Origin of the sequence: Duganella aquatilis, assembly GCF_009674565.1 — a bacterium.
GTDB lineage: Bacteria > Pseudomonadota > Gammaproteobacteria > Burkholderiales > Burkholderiaceae_D > Rugamonas > Rugamonas aquatilis.
Genome location: NZ_WKJL01000022.1, coordinates 62,435 through 84,562, shown reverse-complemented (window position 1 = coordinate 84,562; position 22,128 = coordinate 62,435). Strand labels below are relative to the sequence as shown.

At 63.3% G+C, this 22,128-nt stretch carries 19 protein-coding genes and 1 tRNA gene; 15 read left to right on the top strand and 5 right to left on the bottom strand.

The window, feature by feature from the left end; translation table 11 throughout:
* Positions 1–2 precede the first annotated feature (2 nt).
* Positions 3–1,931: a dynamin family protein gene (locus tag GJ698_RS23705; RefSeq protein ID WP_154360353.1), complete on the bottom strand. Its 1,929-nt coding sequence runs from the start codon at positions 1,929–1,931 to the stop codon at positions 3–5.
* A 13-nt stretch (positions 1,932–1,944) separates the two neighbouring features.
* Entirely contained in the window at positions 1,945–2,778 is an 834-nt protein-coding gene (mutM, locus tag GJ698_RS23700) for a bifunctional DNA-formamidopyrimidine glycosylase/DNA-(apurinic or apyrimidinic site) lyase (RefSeq protein WP_154360331.1), read from the bottom strand.
* Positions 2,779–2,963: 185 nt separating this feature from the next.
* Here mutM and GJ698_RS23695 point away from each other — a divergent pair, with 185 nt between their 5' ends.
* The 8 genes from GJ698_RS23695 (at position 2,964) to GJ698_RS23660 (ending at position 10,174) form a co-directional block, all read left to right on the top strand.
* Entirely contained in the window at positions 2,964–4,712 is a 1,749-nt protein-coding gene (locus GJ698_RS23695; protein WP_154360352.1) for a tetratricopeptide repeat protein, read from the top strand.
* Positions 4,713–4,726: 14 nt separating this feature from the next.
* Positions 4,727–5,326, top strand: a complete 600-nt coding sequence (locus GJ698_RS23690; RefSeq protein ID WP_154360330.1) for an outer membrane lipoprotein LolB — start codon at positions 4,727–4,729, stop codon at positions 5,324–5,326.
* Between the two features lie 9 nt (positions 5,327–5,335).
* Complete coding sequence (ispE, locus tag GJ698_RS23685; protein ID WP_154360329.1) at positions 5,336–6,226, top strand: 4-(cytidine 5'-diphospho)-2-C-methyl-D-erythritol kinase; 891 nt, start codon at positions 5,336–5,338, stop codon at positions 6,224–6,226.
* Positions 6,227–6,302: 76 nt separating this feature from the next.
* A tRNA-Gln gene (locus GJ698_RS23680) sits at positions 6,303–6,379 on the top strand.
* Positions 6,380–6,529: 150 nt separating this feature from the next.
* The gene (locus GJ698_RS23675) at positions 6,530–7,480 is read left to right on the top strand and encodes a ribose-phosphate pyrophosphokinase (protein ID WP_154360328.1); all 951 of its coding nucleotides are present in this window, start codon (positions 6,530–6,532) and stop codon (positions 7,478–7,480) included.
* Between the two features lie 134 nt (positions 7,481–7,614).
* Positions 7,615–8,220, top strand: coding sequence for a 50S ribosomal protein L25/general stress protein Ctc (locus GJ698_RS23670; protein WP_154360327.1), 606 nt, complete (start codon positions 7,615–7,617; stop codon positions 8,218–8,220).
* Positions 8,221–8,333: 113 nt separating this feature from the next.
* Positions 8,334–8,915 carry an aminoacyl-tRNA hydrolase gene (gene pth, locus GJ698_RS23665; protein WP_154360326.1) on the top strand — a complete coding sequence of 194 codons (582 nt, stop codon included), beginning with the start codon at positions 8,334–8,336 and terminating at the stop codon, positions 8,913–8,915.
* An 8-nt stretch (positions 8,916–8,923) separates the two neighbouring features.
* Positions 8,924–10,174: an amidohydrolase gene (locus tag GJ698_RS23660; protein WP_154360325.1), complete on the top strand. Its 1,251-nt coding sequence runs from the start codon at positions 8,924–8,926 to the stop codon at positions 10,172–10,174.
* 70 nt (positions 10,175–10,244) lie between these two features.
* Here GJ698_RS23660 and GJ698_RS23655 read toward each other — a convergent pair whose 3' ends face one another.
* Both GJ698_RS23655 and GJ698_RS23650 read right to left on the bottom strand, forming a co-directional pair.
* A complete protein-coding gene (locus tag GJ698_RS23655; protein ID WP_154360324.1) occupies positions 10,245–12,077 on the bottom strand; it encodes a DUF885 domain-containing protein in 1,833 nt (610 codons plus the stop codon).
* 64 nt (positions 12,078–12,141) lie between these two features.
* A complete protein-coding gene (locus GJ698_RS23650; RefSeq protein WP_229260142.1) occupies positions 12,142–12,573 on the bottom strand; it encodes an acyl-CoA thioesterase in 432 nt (143 codons plus the stop codon).
* A gap of 162 nt (positions 12,574–12,735) precedes the next feature.
* Between GJ698_RS23650 and ychF the strand changes: the two genes are divergently transcribed.
* The 7 genes from ychF (at position 12,736) to GJ698_RS23620 (ending at position 19,898) form a co-directional block, all read left to right on the top strand.
* Positions 12,736–13,827 (top strand): redox-regulated ATPase YchF, encoded by a 1,092-nt coding sequence (ychF, locus tag GJ698_RS23645; protein WP_154360323.1) that lies wholly within the window; start codon positions 12,736–12,738, stop codon positions 13,825–13,827.
* 158 nt (positions 13,828–13,985) lie between these two features.
* Positions 13,986–14,525, top strand: coding sequence for a flagellin N-terminal helical domain-containing protein (locus tag GJ698_RS31055; protein ID WP_229260141.1), 540 nt, complete (start codon positions 13,986–13,988; stop codon positions 14,523–14,525).
* A 71-nt stretch (positions 14,526–14,596) separates the two neighbouring features.
* Positions 14,597–14,890, top strand: coding sequence for a flagellin (locus GJ698_RS31050; protein WP_229260140.1), 294 nt, complete (start codon positions 14,597–14,599; stop codon positions 14,888–14,890).
* Positions 14,891–15,047: 157 nt separating this feature from the next.
* On the top strand, positions 15,048–16,586 hold the full coding sequence (locus tag GJ698_RS23635) for an NYN domain-containing protein (protein WP_154360322.1): 1,539 nt from the start codon (positions 15,048–15,050) through the stop codon (positions 16,584–16,586).
* A 4-nt stretch (positions 16,587–16,590) separates the two neighbouring features.
* Complete coding sequence (locus GJ698_RS23630) at positions 16,591–17,442, top strand: MOSC domain-containing protein (RefSeq protein WP_154360321.1); 852 nt, start codon at positions 16,591–16,593, stop codon at positions 17,440–17,442.
* A gap of 66 nt (positions 17,443–17,508) precedes the next feature.
* A complete protein-coding gene (locus GJ698_RS23625) occupies positions 17,509–18,678 on the top strand; it encodes a GGDEF domain-containing protein (protein WP_154360320.1) in 1,170 nt (389 codons plus the stop codon).
* 101 nt (positions 18,679–18,779) lie between these two features.
* Positions 18,780–19,898, top strand: a complete 1,119-nt coding sequence (locus GJ698_RS23620) for an L-dopachrome tautomerase-related protein (RefSeq protein ID WP_154360319.1) — start codon at positions 18,780–18,782, stop codon at positions 19,896–19,898.
* Positions 19,899–20,032: 134 nt separating this feature from the next.
* Here GJ698_RS23620 and GJ698_RS23615 read toward each other — a convergent pair whose 3' ends face one another.
* A complete protein-coding gene (locus GJ698_RS23615; RefSeq protein WP_154360318.1) occupies positions 20,033–22,015 on the bottom strand; it encodes a monovalent cation:proton antiporter family protein in 1,983 nt (660 codons plus the stop codon).
* Between the last annotated feature and the right edge of the window lie 113 nt (positions 22,016–22,128).

Genomic DNA, 22,128 nt, shown 5'->3' with positions numbered 1-22,128 from the left:
GATTAGGCGGCGGCGTCAAGCGCCACGAATTCCGCGTTGATGGCGATGCTGATCGCACCCGCCAGTTCATTCAGGCGCGTCTTCTGCACTTCCAGCTCCTGCTGGCTGTGCTCGAACGCGTCAATTTTCTGTTCCAGGCTGTCGGTCGCATCGTGGATGCGCTGGATCGAACCCAGCCGGTGTTTCAACTGATCCTTGTGCTGACGGATCTGCGCCTCCAGCGGCGCCATGATCACCTTCAGCCAGGCCTCGGCGTCGTTGTTCGCCGAGCGGAAGCAGCCGCGCACGCGCGAGGCGATGGTGTCGAAGAACTTCTCCATCAGGGTCACGCGGCTGGTGGTGATCAGCGTCGCCGTGCCGAAGGTCTTGTAGTAGATCGCCTCGATGCTGGCCAGCTCGTCCCGATAGCGGTCCAGCGAAAACGGCATCGGCAGCGCCAGCGTCAGGCCGTGCTCGGTCGAGAAGCGGCGGTACATCACGCCCATCATCTCGCTGATCTCCAGCGTCTTGCGTTCGGCCGCGTCGAGGTTGGCGCGGGTGCGTTCGAAGTAGCCGCGCACCGCCTCGCGCACGCCGGTGAAGAAGCGGCTGCGCTGCATCTCCTCGCGCACCAGTTCGATATCGTCGCGCACGATGTCCATGCCCATGGTGGTGTACAGCTCGGTCGACAGGCGGGTGAACACGGCGCGCGTCGCCTGCAGCTTGAACAGGCTGGCGTCGAACTCCTTCTTCTCGACGTCGATGCGGCGCATCATGTGCGCGATCACATTCTGGTTCTTGCCGCGCAGGCTGCGCAGCTCGTGCAGCTGCTCGACGATGCCGCGCGCGCGGCCGTTCAGCATGCCCAGCTGCGCCGTGTTCAACGCCTGCAATTCCTCGGCCAGCTGCTTGCGCACGATGTCCTTCTTGGCCGGAATCAGCTCGTTGAACAGCGCGCCTTCCAGCGCGTGCAGGCGGCTGCGCGCGATCAGCGCCACGTCGCGGTTGATCTTGCCCACCAGCGCCTTCTGCGCCGACACCGGAAACACCTGGCGCGGCTCCAGCGACAGCACATGCGCCACATTGGCCTGCTGCCGCTCGATCTCGGCGTTGACGTCGTCCTCGCTGCGCAGCTCGTCCCACATGCTGTCGATCTTGTTCAGCACCACCAGGCGGCCGGCGCCGGCGCCGATGTGGTTGCGCCAGACTTCGATGTCGCTTTTGGTCACGCCGGTGTCGGCGGCCAGGATGAACAGCACCGCGTGCGCGTTCGGAATCAGGTTCAGCGTCAGCTCCGGCTCGGTGCCGATGGCGTTCAGGCCCGGCGTGTCGAGGATCACCAGGCCTTGCTTCAGCAGCGGGTGCGGGAAGTTGATGATGGCGTGGCGCCACAGCGAAATCTCCACCTGGCCGTGCTCGTCCAGCGTGACCGGCATGTCCGGATCGTCCTCGTCGTACAGGCCGTAGCGCTTGGCTTCCTCCACCGGCACGTAGCGCGTCTTGCTGACCTGCTTGAAGGCCTCGTGCATGTCGGCGCCGGCGTCCAGGTTCAGCGGCAGCACGGTCCAGGCGGCCGGCTGTTCGCGGTAGTCGCTGGTGGACAGGTTGTCGGCCCGCGTCTCGATCGGCAGCAGGCGGATCGACGGCGCCAGCGTGTGGTCCCACAGCAGCTCGGTCGGGCACATGGTGGTGCGGCCGGCCGCCGACGGCAGGATGCGCTGGCCGTACTCGGCAAAGAAGATGGCGTTGATCAGTTCCGACTTGCCGCGCGAGAATTCGGCGACAAAGGCCACCGACAGCTTGTCGTCGGCCAGCCGCGCCAGCGTGCGCGTGATGCGCTGGTCGGTGGCGGCGTCGGTCAGGGATGCGCCCGCCACCCACGACTGATAATTCTTCAGTGCGGTGACCACGCCTTGCCGCCAGGCGCTGTATTGTTCGAAATCCCTGGCCATCATCAGTCTGCCCTTATTTTTGGCAATTCACACAATAGAAGGTGGAGCGCTGGCCCTGCTTGATCTGGCGTATCGGCGCCGCGCACACGCGGCAGGGCACGCCAGCCCGATCATAGACGAAATACGTCTGCTGGAAATACCCGGACTGCCCGTTGACGCTGATAAAGTCGCGCAGCGTGCTGCCGCCCTGGACGATGGCCTCGGCCAGGATCTCGCGCACCGCCTGCGCCAGTTTCTCGTAGCGCGCCAGGCTGATGCGCTTGGCCGGCGTCTTCGGATTGATGCCGGCGCGGAACAGGCTTTCCGATGCATAAATATTACCGACACCCACCACGATATCGCCCGCCAGCAGCACCTGCTTGACCGGCGCGCTGCGCTGCCGGGTCTGATCGTACAGCAATTTGCCGCTGAAGCCCGCTTCCAGCGGCTCCACGCCGAGGCCGCGCAGCAGCACATGGTGTTCCAAATCGCCGTCGGCGTCGTCGTGCCACAGCACGGCGCCGAAGCGGCGCGGGTCTTTCATGCGCAGCACCTGGTTGCCTGCCGGACCGCTGACCTCGAGGTCGAAGTGGTCGTGCTTTTCCGGCTCGATGCCCGGCGCCATCACCCGCAGGTGGCCGGACATGCCGAGGTGGATGATCAGCGTGCCGTGCTCGAAATGGATCAGCAGGTATTTGCCGCGGCGGCCGGTGCGCAGCACTTTGCGCTGCGCCAGCAGCTGCGGCAACTCGGGCGGGAAGGGCCAGCGCAAACCATCGCGGCGCAGCACCACCTGGCGCACGGTGCGGCCTTCGACATGGGGCGCGACGCCGCGCCGGGTGACTTCGACTTCTGGTAATTCTGGCATCTGTCTGGCAACTGTCTCTTAGGGCTGAGGAAATAAAGGCGGGTAACGTCTGGCCGTGGCGGAATATTTGGTTACACTAGTCAAACTCCGCCCGCGATGCGATCGGCGTAAAATCTGACTGTACTTTGCTGACCTGCCAGGATCTACCCTTGAAAAACGCTTTCGCCATTGTAACCCTCTCTGCCATGCTGTCGGCGTGCGCCATCGCGCCGGAAAAACCGGCCGAGTCCGCCGCTGCGCCGCAGCCCGCCGCGCCCGCCGAGGCGGAAGCGCCGGCTGTCGCCGAAGCGCCGGCCCCGGCGCCGGAAGTGCTGCCGAATACCGAGCTGACGGGCGATCTGCTGTTCCGCATCACCAAGGCCGAGCTGGAATTCAAGAAAGGGCAGTGGCAGGGCCCGTACATCACCATGATGTCGCTGGCCCAGCAGACCCGCGATCCGCGCCTGGCGAAGCGCGCCGCCGAAATGGCGCTGACCGCCAAGCAGACCGGCGAAGCGGTGGCCGCCATCCGCCTGTGGCGCAGCCTGGCGCCGGATTCGGACGAGGCGGTGCAGTACTTCCTCGGCTTTGCCGTGGTGGCCGACGATCTGGGCGAGGCCGAAGCGCTGTTCGAGGAACGCCTGAAAAAAGCCAAGCCGGCCGCGCGCCCGCTGGTGATGTTCCAGATGCAGCAATACCTGCTGCGCGCCAAGGACAAGAACGCCGCCTTCACGCTGCAGGAACGCGTGCTGATGCCGTATGACGACACGCTGGAAGCCCATTTGATCCTGTCGCAAGGCGCGTTCAGCCTGAACGACCTGGCGCGCGCGCGCGAAGAGTCGGCCAAGGCGCTGGCCATCAAGCCGGATTCCGAACTGGTGGTCCTGACCAGCGCCCAGGTGTCGGGCGACATCGACGGCGCGCTCAAGCAGCTGAGCAGCTTCCTCGACAAATATCCGAAGTCGGCCGAAGTGCGTGCCGCCTACGCCCGCATCCTGGTCGACAACAAGCAGTTCGACGAAGGCCGCAAACAATTCCTGATCCTGCTGAACGACCAACCGGACAACATCGCCACGCTGTACGCGCTGGGCGTGATGTCGATGCAGTCCGACAATCTGCCGGATGCGGAAAAATACTTCAGCCGCTTCGTCACCGCACTGGAGAATCACCCCAACGACGAGCGCGACCCGTCCAAGGTGCTGATGATACTGTCGCAGATCGCCGAGCAGCGCGGCGACTTCGACGCGGCCTACAACTGGCTGGACAAGGTCGACGGCAGCGATGAAAAAATCTACCTCGCCGCACGCATGAAGATGGCGCTGCTGACCGCCCGCAAAGGCAATATCGACGAGGCCCGCAAGCAGCTGGCCGAACTGAAACCGGCCGATCCGAACGACCAGGCCCAGGTATTCCAGACCGACGCCCAGCTGCTGCGCGACGCCGGCGACCACCGTGCCGCCTACGTGGTGCTGGAAAACGCGCTGAAGCGCTACCCGGACAATCCCGACCTGCTGTACGACTTCGCGCTGGTGGCGGAAAAGCTGGGCCAGGTGGAGCTGATGGAAAAAGCCCTGCGCCAGGTGATGATCGCCGCGCCGGACAACCAGCATGCCTACAACGCGCTGGGCTATTCGCTGGCCGAACGCAATGAGCGCCTGCCGGAAGCCTATTCGCTGATCGACAAGGCGATGAAGATGGCGCCGGGCGATCCCTTCATCATGGACAGCATGGGCTGGGTGCAGTTCCGCATGGGCAACCTGAACGAAGCCGAATCCTTCCTGCGCCGCGCCTACACCTTGCGCAGCGATCCGGAAATCGCCGTGCACCTGGGCGAAGTGCTGTTCGTCAAAGGCGACCTCGCCGGCGCGCAGAAGATGTGGCAGGAAGCGCAGAGCAAGGATCCGAAAAACGACGCGCTGAAGAGCACGCTGGCGCGCCTGAATCAAAGCATTTAATTCAAAGTGTATAAATGATACGACCACTGCTGTTTGCCCTTGCCCTGTCCGCCGTTGCCGGTTGCGCCACCACGCCGTCCGGCCCGGTCTCCAGCGCCGGCGTGGCGCCGTATCGCGACGATATCGCGCTGGCCGGCCGCATCGGCATCAACTACAGCCATGACGGCAAGAAGGAATCGGCGACCGTCTCCTTCAACTGGCAGCAGACCAAAACCAATACCGACGTCACCCTGACCCTGCCGACCGGGCAGACGGCGGCCGTGATCAATGTCACGCCGACCTCGGCCACACTGACCGAAAGCGGCAAGCCGCCGCAGCGCGCACCGGACGTCGATGCGCTGACACAGAAAACGCTGGGCTGGGTGCTGCCGGTGTCCGGCCTGCGCGAATGGCTGCAGGGCTACGCCACCGGCCGCGACGGCAAGCGCTTCGTCGCCTCGCCCGCCAACGACACCGTCATCACGCGCGACGGCTGGAAACTGGACTACGTCAGCTGGCAGGACGACCAGGCCGCCGTGCCGCAACCGAAGCGCATCGACGCCACCCGCATCGTGTTGGGCGAGGCGGTGGATGACGTCAACATCCGCGTCGTCATCTTCCCGTCCGACAAGTAAAATATCGGCATGACTGCATTCGACACTGCGCTGAACAACTGCCCGGCTCCGGCCAAGCTCAACCTTTTCCTGCACGTGAATGGCCGCCGCGCCGACGGCTACCACCTGCTGCAAACCGTGTTCCAGCTGATCGACCATGGCGACACGCTGCACTTCGCGCTGCGCGACGACACCGCGCTGCGCCGCGTGACGGACCTGCCCGGCGTGCCGGAAGAGAGCGACCTGATTATCCGCGCCGCCAGCCTGCTGCAAGCCGAGGTGCTGCGCCGCAGCGGCGCCTTGCCGCGCGGCGTGAACATTGAAATCGACAAGATCCTGCCGATGGGCGGCGGCGTCGGCGGCGGCTCGTCCGACGCCGCCACCACGCTGATGGCGCTGAACCACCTGTGGAATGCCGGCCTGAGCAAGCAGGAACTGATGGCCCTGGGCCTGCCGCTGGGCGCCGACATCCCGTTCTTCATCTTTGGCGAAACCGCCTTTGCCGAAGGGGTGGGCGAGGCGCTGCAGGCGGTATCGGCGCCGGAATGTTGGTATGTGGTCATCGAACCGGGCGTCATGGTGCCCACGGCGGCAATTTTCGGTTCAGAACATTTGACAAGGGACACGCCGCTCGTTAATATAACGGACTTTTCCAGCCACTCCAGCACATCGGGGTTTGGAAAGAACGACTTGCAACAGGTAGCAACGAAGTTATTCCCGCCGGTAGCAGAAGCGGTAGAATGGCTCGGTGCTTACGGCGATGCCAGGATGACTGGTTCCGGTGCATGTGTGTTCAGTGCGGTAGCAACCGAGGCGGACGCCGACGCGGTACTTGCAAAAGTGCCAGCGCAGTGGACAGCCTGGAAGGCCAAGGCGCTGAAACAGCATCCACTCATCGGGAAATTCAGCGCCAAGTTGTGAATCGGCAAAAAAGATTTTGCGAAGCGTGAAAAAGGCTGTACAATATCGGCCTGTAACGACGAGCAGTCAGTTGCGTAGGGGAATCGCCAAGCTGGTTAAGGCACCGGATTTTGATTCCGGCATACCAAGGTTCGAATCCTTGTTCCCCTGCCATTCGTTTGTATCTGGAACCGTCGAGGCACTAGTCTCCGGCCAGATAGAGCAAAAAGTGAGGCGCACGATGCGCCTCATTCCATTTAGTTCAGTGCCGCGCTGCTTGCGCTGGCTCTTCAAAGAATCTTCTACAACTTCTCTGGAATCCCAATGGCTTACGAAAACCTGATGGTTTTTACCGGCAACGCTAATCCTGCGTTGGCAGAGGGAGTCGCAAAAAATCTCGGCATCCCCCTCGGCAAGGCAAACGTTTCGAAATTCTCGGACGGCGAAGTCATGGTTGAGATCAATGAAAACGTCCGCGGTAAAGACGTTTTCGTGCTGCAATCGACCTGCGCGCCAACCAACGACAACCTGATGGAACTGATCCTGATGGTTGACGCCCTGAAACGCGCTTCGGCTGGCCGCATCACCGCTGCGATTCCTTACTTTGGTTACGCCCGTCAAGACCGCCGCCCACGTTCGGCGCGCGTTGCGATCTCGGCCAAAGTGGTCGCCAACATGCTGGAAGAAGCCGGCGTCGAGCGCGTCCTGATCATGGATCTGCACGCAGACCAGATCCAGGGCTTCTTCGATATCCCGGTCGACAATATCTACGCTTCGCCTATCCTGCTGGGCGACCTGCAGAAAAAGCACAACGAAGACCTGCTGGTGGTGTCCCCGGACGTCGGTGGCGTGGTGCGTGCCCGTGCCCTGGCCAAGCGCCTGGGCTGCGACCTGGCGATCATCGACAAGCGTCGTCCGAAAGCCAATGTGTCCGAAGTGATGAACATCATCGGTGACGTCGAAGGCCGCAACTGCGTGATCATGGATGACATGGTGGATACCGCCGGCACCCTGGTCAAGGCGGCGGAAGTGCTGAAAGAGCGCGGCGCCAAGAAAGTGGTAGCATATTGCACCCACGCTGTGCTGTCCGGCCCGGCGATCGACCGCATCAACAGCTCGTCGCTGGACGAACTGGTGGTGACCGACACGATTCCGCTGTCCGACGCCGCCAAGCAGTGCGCCAAGATCCGTCAGCTGACCTGCGCACCGCTGCTGGCCGAGACGTTCAAACGCATCATCAAGGGCGATTCCGTGATCTCCCTGTTCGTCGACTAAGCAGTCTCGACAAGCCAAGTTTTTCAGGCGGCGCGCCCGGTTTTTTCCGGGCGCGCCGTTTTTCCCGAAGCGCGCCTGGTCGCGGGGCGCTTCATCACACGGGGCGCAAGCCCTGTTAATTATTGGAGTTACACATGAAAGTTGTTGCATTCAAACGCGAATTGCAAGGTTCCGGAGCGAGCCGCCGCCTGCGCAATTCGGGCCAAACCCCTGGCATCATCTACGGCGGTACCGAAGCACCGGTGACCATCGCCCTGGACCACAACGCCCTGTACCACGCGCTGAAAAAAGAAGCGTTCCACTCGTCGATCCTGGACCTGGAAATCGACGGCAAGGCAGAGAAAGTTCTGCTGCGCGACTTCCAGATGCACGCGTTCAAACAACTGGTTCTGCACGCTGACTTCCAGCGCGTTGACGCCGGCAAAAAGATCCACATGAAAGTGGCGCTGCACTTCGCCAACGCTGAAATTTCGCCAGCGGTCAAGCTGCACGGCGCAACCATCAGCCACGTTGCCAACGAAATCGAAATCGAATGCCTGCCGAAAGACCTGCCAGAGTTCGTGACCGTTGACCTGACCAACGTGGACGTCGGCCACTCGGTGCACGTGAACGACATCAAACTGCCAGCTGGCGTGACCGCTGTCACCCACGGCAACAACCTGACCATCGCTACCGCTTCGGTACCTGCTGGCCACGTTGCTGCTGAAGCCGCTGCAACCACCGAAGAAGCCAAGAAGTAATTTAAACCGCTTCGCTAAAAAACCCTGTAGCCTGAACGCGCTCAAGATCGCGTTCAGCGCTACAGGGTTTTTTTTCGTCCATAATCACGTATCAATCACATCGTTATCACGTCATGCCCATCCGTCTTATCGTTGGCCTCGGCAATCCCGGCCCTGAATACGAACAAACCCGCCACAACGCCGGCTTCTGGCTGGTGGACAACCTCGCCAACGACAGCGGCGCGCGCCTGCAGCGCGAAGCCAAGTACAACGCCATGGTGGCCAGGACCTCGATCGCCGGCCAGGAAGTGTATCTGCTGGAGCCGCTGACCTTTATGAACCGGTCCGGCCAGTCGGTCGGCGCGCTGTGCCGCTTCTTCAAGATCGCCGCCGACGAAGTGCTGGTCGTGCACGACGAGCTGGACCTGCTGCCCGGCATCGCCCGCCTGAAAAAAGGCGGCTCCTCGGGCGGCCACAACGGCCTGAAGGACATCACCGCCGCGCTCGGCACGCAGGACTACTGGCGGCTGCGCCTCGGCGTCGGCCATCCGCGTTCGCTGAACCTGGCGCAGCAGGTGGCGGATTTCGTGCTGCACCGCCCGCGTCGCGAAGACCAGGAACTGATCGAACGCGCCATTGAAAAATCGCTGCTGATCATGCCGCAAATCGTCAAAGGCGAATTCCCCGCCGCCACCACCAAGCTGCATACCGACTAAAGGAAGCAATGAAACTCTTACCGATCGTTGCACTGCTGGCCGCCACGGCCGCCCAGGCGCAGGACGCAGGCGCCCTCATCAACGGCATGTATCCGCAACTGGAGACGATCTACAAGGACTTGCACGCGCATCCCGAAATCGCCTTCCAGGAAGAGCGCACCGCCGCCAGGCTGGCTGCCGAAATGCGCAAGATCGGCTTCGAGGTCACGGAAAAGGTCGGCAAGACCGGCATCGTCGCCATCTACAAGAACGGTCCCGGCCCGCTGGTGCTGGTGCGTACCGAGATGGACGCCTTGCCGATGGAAGAAAAATCCGGCCTGCCATACGCCAGCAAGAACGGCGCCGCCCACAGCTGCGGCCACGATGTCCACATGACGGCCTGGCTGGCCAGCGCGCGCACGCTGGTGGCGCTCAAGTCGCAATGGCAAGGCACACTGATGTTCATCGGCCAGCCGGCGGAAGAAACCGTGTCCGGCGCCAAGGCCATGCTGGAGGATGGGCTGTTTCAGCGCTTCGGCAAGCCGGACTATGCGTTCGCGCTGCACTCGTGGCCGCTGGCCTACGGCACCATCGGCTACAACAGCGGGCCGGTGTCGTCGAACTCCGACGCGATCGAGATCACCTTCAAGGGCCGCGGCGGCCACGGCTCGGCGCCGGACAAGGCGCTGGACCCGATCACCATCGCCGCGCGCTTCGTGGTCGAGGTACAGACCGTCATCAGCCGCGAGAAAGATCCGAAGGAATTCGGCGTGGTGACCATCGGCGCCATCAACGGCGGCACGGTCGGCAACATCATCCCGGACACGGTGAAAGTGCGCGGCACCATCCGCAGCTACAGCCCGGCTGTGCGGGAGAAAATCCTGGCCGGCGTGCGTCGCGTCGCCAACGCCTCGGCGGCGATGGCCGACGCGCCGGCGCCGGACGTGCAGCTGATCCCCGGCGGCATCGCCATCGAAAACAACGCAGCGCTGGTGACCCGCACCGAAGGCGTGCTGAAGAAAGCCTTCGGCGACGCCAACGTATCGCGCATGCCGGCCATGACCGCCAGCGAAGACTTTTCGCAATACGTGAACCAGGGCGTGCCGGGCATGTTCTTCTTCACCGGCGTCTACGACCCGAAAGCGGTGGCGGAAGCCGAGCACGGCGGCAAGCCGGTCGCCTTCAACCACTCGCCGTACTACGCGCCGGTGCCGGAACCCTCGATCAAGACCGCCGCCCAGGCGATGACGCTGGCGGTGATGAACGTGATGGCCAAATAAACCTCAATCCGGGGTCAGTTCTGCCATTGGTACATGAGTTCGTGTGCGATTGGCAGAACTGACCCCGGTTTTATTTGGTGGCGGCGATCCAGCGATCGACGCGCTGTTCCAGGATCGGCAGCGGCAGCGTGCCGTCGCCAATCACCACCTCGTGGAATTTCGGGTAGCTGAACTTGTCGCCCAAGGCCATCTGCGCGCGGGCGCGCAGTTCCAGGATCTTCAGCGAGCCGATCTTGTAGCTCAACGCCTGCGCCGGCCAGACCATGTAGCGCTCGATCTGGTTGCGTGCGCGCGGTTCGCTCCAGCCCAGCGTCTCGACCAGGTAGGCGATGGCCTGCTCGCGCGACCAGCCCTTGGCGTGCATGCCGGTATCGACCACCAGGCGCGCGGCGCGCAGCATCTCCGCGTTCAAATGGCCGTAGTAGGCCACCGGGTCATCGTACAGGCCCATCTCCTTGCCCAGCGTTTCGCAATACAGCGCCCAGCCTTCGGTGTAGGCCGCGCTGTTCGGATTCTCGGTGCTGAACTTGCGGAAGTCCGGCAGGTCCAATTCCTTCAGCAGCGCCGCGTGCAGGTGGTGGCCCGGCACGCCTTCGTGCAGGAACAGGCTGACCATGTCGACCCGGCTGTATTTCTTCGGATCGTTCACCACCGGCCAGAACACGCCAGGGTGCGAACCGTCGGCGGCTGGCGGCGTGTAGTGGTCGGAGGCGGTGGCGCGCGTCAGTTCCGGTTCCAGGTGCAGCTCCAGCTTCGCTTTCGGAATCAGGCTGAAGTAGGTCGGCAGCTTGGCCTGGACCTGCGCGTAGATGGCGCGGTAGGCATCTAGCACCTGCTCGTCGCTGGTGAAAATGTCGAACTTGGTTTGCGCGCCGACCCATTGCGGCAGCTGCTTCTCCGGGCCGTCGTAGCCCAGCTTGGGACCGAGCACGGTCAGCTGCTGCTGGATGCGCGCCACCTCCTTCAGGCCCAGCGCGTGGACTTCGTCCGGCGTCAGCGGCAGGTTGGTGCTGTCCTTGATGTGGGCCGCATACCAGGCCATGCCGTTCGGCAGCGCACTCCAGCCGGTGCTGGTGCGGCTGGCCGGCAGGTACTGGTGTTCGAGGAAATCGACCAGGCGGGTCAACGCCGGCGCGATCTTGCTGTCCACCGTTTTCAGGTAGGCAGCGGTGAGCTGCTTTTTCTCGGCGTCGGAGAACGCGGCCGGGAAGCGCGTCACCGGCGAATAATAGACGCTGGCTTCTGGCGTGGCGGCGCGCAGGTTCTGGAACTGCGGCAGCATGGCGACGGTGATCGCCTTCGGCTGCACCACGCCGCTGCGGATGCCTTCCTTCATGTTGGCGATGGCCTGATCGATCCAGCCGGGCAGCTGGTTCAGGCGGCTCAGATAAGCCTGGTATTGCTTGACCGTTTCCAGTGGCTGCGAACCGGTGCCGCCGGCGTAGTTGGCCAGCGTGCTGGGCACGTTGTCGAACTGGTTCAGCGGCAGCAGGTGGTCGGGGAAGGACTCCAGCTGCATCGCGTTGTTCAGCTCATAGGTGAGCAGGTCGTAGGTCAGTTGCTCCTGCGCGCCAAGCTGGTCGCGGCGCACCGCCATCAGCTGCTTCTGCATGCCGCGGTATAGCGTGAACTGGGCCGCGCGCACCTTGGGCGAAATCGCCAGGCCGAGCTGATCGTCATAGCGGCTGTCGCCATTGGCGGTGGCAAACAGCAGCGGATCGAACTTGCAGCGCGCGGTATGGAAGGCCGCCGCGATCTTCGCCAACTGCTTCTGCGCCTGGTTGGCCTTGACCGCCGCCACCGCCGGCGTCGCCTGCACCGGCAAGGTATAAGCACCAGCCAGCATCAGGCTGGCAATCAGAACGGAGGTACGCAACGGCGCTTGGCAACGAGAAAATAGCATGTGGCTTTCCTGATGAAGATAAATTATTCGAGTGCGATGACGAATGAGTCTAGCATCAAACAAGTCAGCCAAGAACAGCCAGCGTATTCAGCACGTCACGCACGGCGGGCGGCACTGGCACAGCGCGGTTGCTGGCGCGGTCGACGTAGACATGGACGAAATGGCCGGCGGCGGCGGGCAGGGCATCGTCGTTGCGGTAAAGGGCGACTTCGTAGCGCACGCTGGAGTTGCCCAGCTTGGCCACGCGGATGCCGGCGTGCACCACGTCCGGAAAGGCGATCGGACTGAAGTAGGAGCAGCCGCTGTCCACCACGAAGCCCACCACCTCGCCCTGGTGAATATCCAGCACGCCGGCCTCGATCAGGAACTGGTTCACCGCCGTGTCGAAATATGAGTAATAGACAACGTTGTTCACGTGGCCATAGATATCGTTGTCCATCCAGCGGGTCGGAATGGCCTGGAAGTGGCGGAACTGGTCCCGTCCGGCGTCACGCATGGTCATGCGGCCTCCTGTTTTTTGAAGAGTGGGGACAAGGGAGGTACAATGGACCCTTGAACGCTGTATTAGCTTAGAAACAGCAAGAATATCCAAAAACGCCGCCTGCGGGCCGTTTTTCACCAGCCGCTTGCCGGCAATATTGATAATTTAAAGGTTCACATGAGTCTCCAATGCGGCATCGTCGGCTTGCCTAACGTCGGCAAGTCCACCCTGTTCAACGCCCTGACCAAGGCCGGCATCCCGGCCGAAAACTACCCGTTCTGCACCATCGAGCCGAACGTCGGCGTGGTCGAAGTGCCGGACCCGCGCATGGCCGCGCTGGCCGACATCGTCAAGCCTGAGCGCATGGTCAACGCCATCGTCGAGTTCGTCGACATCGCCGGCCTGGTGGCGGGCGCCTCGCAGGGCGAGGGCCTGGGCAACCAGTTCCTGTCGCACATCCGCGAAACCGACGCCATCGTCAACGTGGTGCGCTGCTTCGAAGACGACAACGTGATCCACGTGGCCGGCAAGGTCAGCCCGCTGGACGACATCGAAGTGATCCAGACCGAGCTGGCGCTGGCCGACCTGGGCACCGTGGAAAAAGCCATCCACCGCGAAAACAAGAAAGCCCGTTCGGGCGACAAGGACGCCGCCAAGCTGGTCGCCATCATGGAGCGCATTGTGCCGCACCTGAACGAAGCCAAACCGGTGCGCGCGATGGGCCTGGATGCCGACGAAATGGCCCTGATCAAGCCGCTGTGCCTGATCACCGCCAAGCCGGCCATGTACGTGGCCAACGTATCGGATTCCGGCTTCACCAACAACCCGCTGCTGGACCAGCTGACCGCCTACGCCGCCACCCAGAACGCGCCGATCGTCGCCATCTGCGCCGCGATCGAAGCGGAAATCGCCGACCTGGACGACGCTGACAAGACCGCCTTCCTGGCCGACATGGGCATGGAAGAGCCGGGCCTGGACCGTCTGATCCGCGCCGCCTACAAGCTGCTGGGCCTGCAAACCTACTTCACCGCCGGCGTGAAGGAAGTGCGCGCCTGGACCATCCACATCGGCGACACCGCCCCGCAAGCGGCCGGCGTGATCCACACCGACTTCGAACGTGGCTTCATCCGCGCACAAACCATCGCCTACGACGACTACATCCAGTACAAGGGCGAGGGCGGCGCGAAAGAAGCCGGCAAGATGCGCGCCGAGGGCAAGGAATACGTCGTGAAAGATGGCGACGTGCTGAACTTCCTGTTCAACGTCTAAGCGCTGCCCGAGCGGCAGTGCAAGGAGGCCCCGCAATGCGGGGCTTTTTTGTTGCAGCGGATGTTTTAAGAAAAAAACCAGCGGTATCCTTAATCTCCTTACAATTGGTGTCGCCTCTATGTAATATAGAAACATTTTCGTAAAGAATGATTGCTTGAATGCTTAGCCTTCGTACCAGCCTCGCATCGTTGTCCAGTCAAAATGCGCTACGTCGCGCCAGTAGTACCCTGGCCACCTCGCAAACGCGCCTGAGCACCGGCTACCGCGTCAACTCCGCCATGGACGATGCCGCCGGTCTGCAACTGGCGACCCGGCTCTCGGCCCAATCGAGCGGGATGGCGGTCGCCATGCGCAACACCCAAAACGGCATTTCCATGTTGCAGACCGCAGACGGCATGCTCGATGAGGTCAGCAATTTACTGACGCGCTTGGGAGAGCTGGCGGTGCAGGCGGCGGACGGTTCCAGCACCCAGGCAGATCGGGATGCGCTACATGCCGAGTATGTCACGCAAAGCAAGCAGATCGATCAGATCATCAACGAGGGGGTGTACGCGGGCAAATACTTGATGCGATACATCGTTGCGCCGTCCGGTCCTGAGGCCCGGGCACACTGGGGGATAGCGCGATCACCTTCCAGACCGGCGCATCCGCGAAGGAAACCATCAATATCGACTTCCGTCCGTTTCTGGGACGGCTGAATGTTTCGCTGTATTACGCGATCGACGACGAAAGCCTGTCCGGCTTTCCGGTCGACGGCCCCGGCACCGAATTGACCTCGGCCGAGTCCGCCAACGCGCTGATCGGCAAGATCGCCGCGGCGGCGGACGATGTGGGCGCGCTGCGCGCGCAATTGGGCGCTACCAGCAATCGCCTTAACAGCGTCTTCCGCAACCTCGCCAATGTTCGCAACAACACGGAGGCGGCGCGTGGGCGCATCGTCGATACCGATTTCGCCACCGAGGCGGCCAACGCGACGCAAGATCAAATGCTTACGCAGAGCGCCAGCGCCATGCTGAAGCAATCCAATAGCCTGTCCCAACTGGTCATTACCCTGGTCCAGTAAGCGGTGCGCCTGCGCGCCGCCGCGACCGCCGCGCAACGCAAGCTGTGCCGATAGCCGTGCGCGCACCGTTGTTGGGTATAATCGTCGGATTGCCGGATCGCTGGACCGCCGCGTTTGCCTCCCGCCCCCCTCACTCCTATACAAGAAAATACTTTTCATGGCATCTTCCAACGAAAACGTCAGCATGGCGCTGTTCTGCGACTTCGAAAACGTGGCGCTCGGCGTGCGCGACGCTAACTACGACAAGTTCGACATCAAGCCGGTGCTGGAGCGCTTGCTGCTCAAAGGCAGCATCGTGGTCAAGAAAGCCTATTGCGACTGGGACCGCTACAAGGGTTTCAAGGCGCCCATGCACGAGGCGAACTTCGAGCTGATCGAGATCCCGCACGTGCGCCAGTCCGGCAAGAACTCGGCCGACATCCGCATGGTGGTCGATGCGCTGGACTTGTGCTACACCAAGTCGCACGTCGATACCTTCGTCATCATCTCCGGCGATTCCGATTTTTCGCCGCTGGTGTCCAAGCTGCGCGAGAACGCCAAGAAGGTGATCGGCGTCGGCGTCAAGCAGTCCACCTCGGACCTGCTGGTGGCCAACTGCGATGAATTCATCTTCTACGACGACCTGGTGCGCGAGAGCCGCCGCGCCAAGCGCGAAAGCAGCGGCGCCACCGACAGCAAGCCGCAGGTCAAGCGCACGCCGGAAGAGGAACGCGCACGCCGCGACGAGATGGAGAAGCGCCGCAGCCAGGCGGTGGAAATCGCCGTCAATACCTTCGAGGCGCTGGTGCTGGAACGCGGCGACAGCGGCAAGATCTGGGCCTCCGTGCTGAAGGAGGCGATCAAGCGCCGCAAGCCGGATTTCAGCGAGTCCTACTACGGCTTCCGCACCTTCGGCAATCTGATCGAGGAATGCAAGGCGCGCGGCTACCTGGAATTCGGCCGCGATGAAAAATCCGGCGCCTACGTTTATCGCGGCAATGGTGTGCCGCAAGCTGCCGCCGAAGCGCAGACGAACACGGAGGGCGCCGCGCCAGCCGCCGCGCCGGTGGACGGCGGCCAGCAGGAATCGCGCCGCAGCCGCAATCGCGGCCGTACCGCTGCCGAGCGGTTTGCCGAACGCCAGGCGCAGCGCCAGGTTCAGCAGCAACGCGGCGGCCAGCCGCAAGCAGATGCGCCGGCAGTGGCGGCCGCCGAGGTGGTGGAGGTGGCCGCTGTGCCTGAAGTGGTTGTGCCGGTCGAGACTGCACCGGTGGTGGAAGTCGCCGCACCCGCTGCGCCAGCCAAGAAAAAAAATGGCGCCAAGCCGCCTGCACGCAAGGTGAAGACCGCTGCCAAGAAAGGCAATGCGTCGACCGATGTTGAGGCGCCAGCCGTGGTGCCGGAAGTCGCGCCAGCGCCTGCGCCGACGCCAGAGCCAACGGTTGCCGAAGCCGCACCGGCACAACGCCCGGCCGGCAAGCCGAACGGCCGCGCCAATGGCGGCAGGCAGAACGCCAAGCCGAAGGCCGATGAAACTGCCGTCGCGGTAGCGGCGCCGGTCGCCGCACCAGCCGAAGCCGCTCCAGAAGCCGCCGCCGACAAGCCGGCCAAAGGCAAGCCGAAGGCCAAGCCGGCCGCCGCCAAACCGGCGCGCAAGCCAGCTGCCCCGCGTGCGCCACGTCCGCCCAAAGCCTCCGCCACGCCAACCGAAGAGTAAGCCGATGCCAGTACTGTCCGCCATTACGCTGTACCCGATCAAATCCTGCGCCGGCATCTCCCTGGAGGAAGTCACGGTGACGCCGCTGGGGCTGATGAGCGAGCAGATTTACGATCGCGAATGGATGGTGGTGGACAACAACGGCAACTGCCTGACCCAGCGCGAGCATCCGCGCATGGCGCTGATCAAGCCAACGATCAAGGCCACCACGCTGGAACTGCAAGCGCCCGGCATGCTGCGCCTGGAAATTCCCCTGGGCCTGCCGGACCCGGCCAGCGCGCCGTCGCTGAACGTCCAAGTGTGGGACGACACGGTGCAGGCCTACGACTGCGACGCGCTCACCGCCGAATGGATCAGCAATGCGGTCGGTGCGCCGTGTCGGCTGGTGCGCTTCCACGCCAGTGCCGAACGCCCGGTCAGCACCAAGTGGACCGACGGCGTGCAGGCGACCACCATGTTCTCCGACGGCTATCCGATCCTGGTGGCCGGCAGCGCGTCGCTGGACGATCTGAACCAGAAACTGGTGGCCGCCGGCCGCCAGGCGCTGCCGATGAACCGCTTCCGTCCCAACCTGGTCATCGACGGCATCGAAGCCTTCGAGGAAGACTACGCGGAAACCTACCAGATCGGCGAGGTGGTGCTGAAGCCGGTCAAGCCGTGCCCGCGCTGCCCGATGCCGTCGGTCGATCAGGCCACCGGCGAGTTCGGTCCCGACCCTATGGACATCATGCAAAGCTACCGCGCCAAGCCGGAGCTGGAAGGCGCGCTGTGTTTCGGCATGAACGCCATTTTGATTGCCGGCGACGACCAGCGTGTGCGCGTAGGACAAGAAATTGAAGTTACCTTGGCATTTTGACACCCCGGGGCATTCCCAAGCGCCGCAACTTGGCGTAAGGTGAGGGGTACGCAAGAAAGGCCACTTATGACGCATACCGCAACCGGGAAACTACCGCCGAATATCGATCACGCCGACGCTGCGCATGATCTGGCGGCCGAGAACCGGGCTTTGCGCGCGCGCATGGCCTATCTGCTGGAGCAGGCCGAACGCAACCATTCGATCATGACGCGCCACCAGGCTTTCGATCTGGAAATCGTTGGCGCCAGCAATTTCCCGGAACTGGTGGGCACCATCTTCCGCGTGCTGCCCGTGATCTCCGAGCTGGACAGCGTGACGCTGACGCTGATCGACGAAGACGCCGACATCCGCACGGTGATGCTGAAGCTGGATGTGGTGTTCGAAGATTTCCCCGACCTGATTTTTGTTGAAACGCTGGACGAGCTGGGCCTGGACCTGGCGCGCCGCACGGCCAACGCGCCGACGCCGCGGCCGCTGCTGGGCATGTACGACCGGCAGCGCCACGCGCACACCTTCCCTAACGCGCCGGTCGGCCTGCAAAGCGTGGCGATGGTGCCGCTGCTGCGCAACAAGCGGATCATCGGCAGCCTGAATCTGGGCAGCTGCGATCCGACCCGCTTCACGCCGAGCCTGGGCACCGATTTCATCGAGCACATGGCGTCGATCATTGCCATCTGCCTGGAAAACGTCATCAGCAACGAGATGCTGAAGTACATCGGCCTGACCGATTCGCTGACCGGCGTCTACAATCGCCGTTACATCGACCGCCGCCTGCTGGAAGAGATTGCGCGGGCGCGCCGCCAGCAGTATCCGATTTCCTTCATGTACATCGACATCGACCACTTCAAGCGCGTCAACGACACCGTCGGCCACGGCGGCGGCGACGAGGTGCTGCGCGAGGTGGCGGCGCGCATCAAGAACGAGCTGCGCACTTCGGACGCACTGGCGCGTTTCGGCGGCGAGGAATTCGTCGTGCTGCTGATCGACGCCAACCTGGAAAGCGCCGCCTTCGTGGCCGAGCGCATCCGCGCCAGCGTAGCCGGCAGCATGATCACGCTGTCGCCGGAACTGCAGCTGTCGGTGACGGTGTCGATCGGCGTGGCCTGCCTCGAAGTGGGCATGGCGGAGGGCGATCCGGAAGTCATCGCCCGCAACCTGATCGAGCGCGCCGACGGCCTGCTGTACGACGCCAAGGAAAATGGCCGCAACCGCGTCATCAGCTATCGGGCTGAATGATTTTCGCGATTTTCTTGAAAGAGTTAGCTGATTAAGGGGATTTATCTGCGTTGATACCGGGAATAACATGGCCGCAACTTCATTCTCTTTGAAAGGCTGCCATGAAAACCCTGCGTATCGCCGCCGCCCTGGCGCTGGCTTTTTCCTTCCATGTTCAAGCCGCCGAACCGGTGCCGCAGCAACGTCCTGTCGGCCAGGCCGAGCGCGTGTTTGTCTTCACCGGCGCCATGCCGACCGGTGTCAGCGTGTCCGAGACCGGGCGCATCTTCGTGAATTTCCCGCAGTGGGGTGACGACGTGCCGTTCGGCGTGGGCGAGATCCGCGATGGCCGCGTGCTCGCTTATCCCAGCGCTGCCGCCAACCGCGATTTCTCCAGCGTGCAGAGCGTGGTGGCCGACGGCCAGGGCAAGCTGTGGGTGCTGGATACGGCGGCGCCGGGCTTTGCCGCGCCGAAGCCGGGCGGCCCGAAACTGGTTGCGGTCGATCTGAAAACCGACAAGGTGGCGCAGACGGTGGTATTCCCCTCCAACGTGATCCTGCCGACTACCTATGTCAACGATGTGCGTTTCGATTTCCGTACCGGCACCGCGTATGTGACCGATTCGTCATTGAGCGGCCCGGGCGCCATCATCGTGCTGGACCTGGCCAGCGGCAAGGCGCTGCGGCGCCTGAGCGGTCATGCATCGACGTCGGCCGACCCGTCCTTCGCGCCGATGGTGGAAGGGGAAAACATGAAGGTACGCAATGCCGATGGCAGCACGCAGCCGTTCACCGTGGCGTCCGACGGCATCGCCTTGTCGGCCGATGGCGCAACCTTGTATTACAGCCCGCTGTCCAGCCGCCACCTGTACTCGGTGCCGACGCGTCTGCTGCGCGATGCGGCGGTCAGCGAGCAGCAACTGGCGGCGGCGGTGAAAGACCTGGGTGAGAAGGGGGCATCGGATGGTCTGGAAGCGGATGCCGATGGCGCGGTGTACGCCAGCGACTACGAGCACAACAGCATCCGCAAGCGCGCGCCGGACGGCAGCTGGAGCACGCTGGCCAGTGATGGCCGGTTGCTGTGGCCGGATACGCTGTCGATCGGTCCGGATGGCTATTTGTACTTCACCGCCAACCAACTGCACCGCCAGGCCGGCTTCCATGGCGGCAAAGACTTGCGCGAAAAAGCCTATGGCTTATTCCGCGTGAAAATTAACGCGAAGCCGGCGCCGACGCGATAGCATGACGGGGTAAGTCGCGTGAAAAAAGACGCGACGCCTGCGCCGACCCGATTGCATGCTGTCACCCCCAAGCGGCGCGCCGCCGTCGGGGTCTGACCCCGCAGGGGTCAGACCCCTCTGTGGCCCTGCGGGGTTCAGCGCAAGAGGCGTTGCTCCGCGCGGTTGACTGCCTCGGCTTCGCCGCGCAGCACCACCACATCGCCGGCTTGCAGCACAGTCTCCGGCGCCACTTCCAGTCCACCCTTGCCGCGCCGGATGCTGGCCACCTCCGCCCCACACCCCGCCACATCCACCGACCCCAGCGACCGCCCAACACTGCTGGCGCTGCCGGTCAGCGTCACCGTATGCAACCTCTCCGGATCGGTCTCCTCCTCCGCATCGGTAATGCCGGGGAAATACCCGCGCAGCGACGCATAGCGCTCCTCGCGCGCCGCCTGTACCCGGTGCACCACGCGCCGCAGCGGCACGCCCAGCATCACCAGCGCATGCGAGGCCAGCATCAGACTGCCCTCCATAATCTCCGGCACCACCTCGGCCGCACCGGCCGCCTTCAACTGGTCCAGATCCGTATCGTCATGCGAGCGCACGATCACCGGCAGCGCCGGCGTCAGCTCATTCACCTGGCGCAGCACGCGCAGCGCCGAGGCCGTGTCGGCATAGGAAATCACCACCGCGCTGGCCCGGTAAATCCCCGCCGCCACCAGGCTCTCGCGCCGTCCCGCATCGCCGTACGACACATGCGCGCCGGCCGTCTGCGCCTCCTGCACCCGCTCCGGATCGAGATCCAGCGCGTGATAATCGATCTTCTCCTCGGCCAGCAAGGTCGCCAGGCGCTGGCCGCTGCGACCGAAGCCGCACACGATCACGTGCTTGTTGGTGGACATCGCCCGGCTGGCGATCTTGGTCAGCTGCAGCGACTGCATCATCCACTCGTTGCTGGAGAACTTCATCACAATCTTGTCCGACTGTGCGATGATGAACGGCGCCACCAGCATCGACAACACCATCGACGCCAGCACCACCTGCACCACATACGATTCCATCAGGTTATGCCCGGCCGCCAGGTTCAGCAGCACGAAGCCGAACTCGCCCGCCTGCGCCAGCGCCAGGCCGACCCGCATCGACACGCCGTCCGACGAGCCGAACAGTTTGGCCAGGCCGGCGATCAGCGCGAATTTCATCAGCACCGGCACGCACAGCAGCAACAGCACCAGCCACCAGTTTTCCAGCACCAGGCGCAGGTTCAGCAGCATGCCGATGGTGATGAAGAACAGTCCCAGCAGCACATCGCGGAACGGTTTGATGTCTTCTTCCACCTGGTGCTTGTATTCGGTTTCGGAAATCAGCATGCCGGCCACGAAGGCGCCCAGCGCAAGCGACAGGCCGGCGCGCTCGGTGATCCAGGCCGCGCTCAGGGTCACCAGCAGCAGGTTCAGCATGAACAGTTCCTGCGAGCGGCGCTTGACCACGATGGTGAACCAGCCGCGCGTGACCTTGTGGCCGACCACGAACAGCAGGGCCAGCACCACCACCGCCTTCAGCGCGGCCCAGCCCAGCGTTTCCATCAGTGCGTCCGGGCGCTCGCCCAGCGACGGGATCAGGATCAGCAGCGGCACCACCGCCAGATCCTGGAACAGCAGGATGCCGATGATCTTGCGGCCATGTTCGCTTTCCAGCTCCAGCCGCTCGGTCAGCATTTTCGAGACGATGGCGGTGGAGGACATGGCCAGCGCGCCGCCCAGCGCAAACGAGGCCTGCCAGCTCAGATGCAGCGCCACCGGCAGCTGGGTGGCGATGGCCCAGCCCAGTATCATGGTGGCGACGATGGTCAGCACCACCTGCGCCATGCCCAGCCCGAACACGATGCCGCGCATGGCTTTCAATTTGGGCAAGGAAAATTCGAGGCCGATCGAGAACATCAGGAACACCACGCCGAACTCGGCCAGGCCGTGGGTGGTTTCGCTCTGCTCGGCCAGGCCCAGCGCGTGGGGGCCGATCAGGATGCCGACGGTCAGGTAGCCAAGCATCGGCGGCAGGTGCATCATGCGGAAAGCCACCACGCCGAGCACGGCGCTTCCCAACAGCAACAGTGTTAATTCCAGAGGTGAAAACGTCATTTCAACATCGCCGGTAAAGGTAAAGTTTTGTTGTTTGTGGGCCTTTCCAGGCATCCAAGGGCGTTATGTTGCGACTGGCAAGTTTTTTGCTTTCTCAATTCGGCTATACTTGG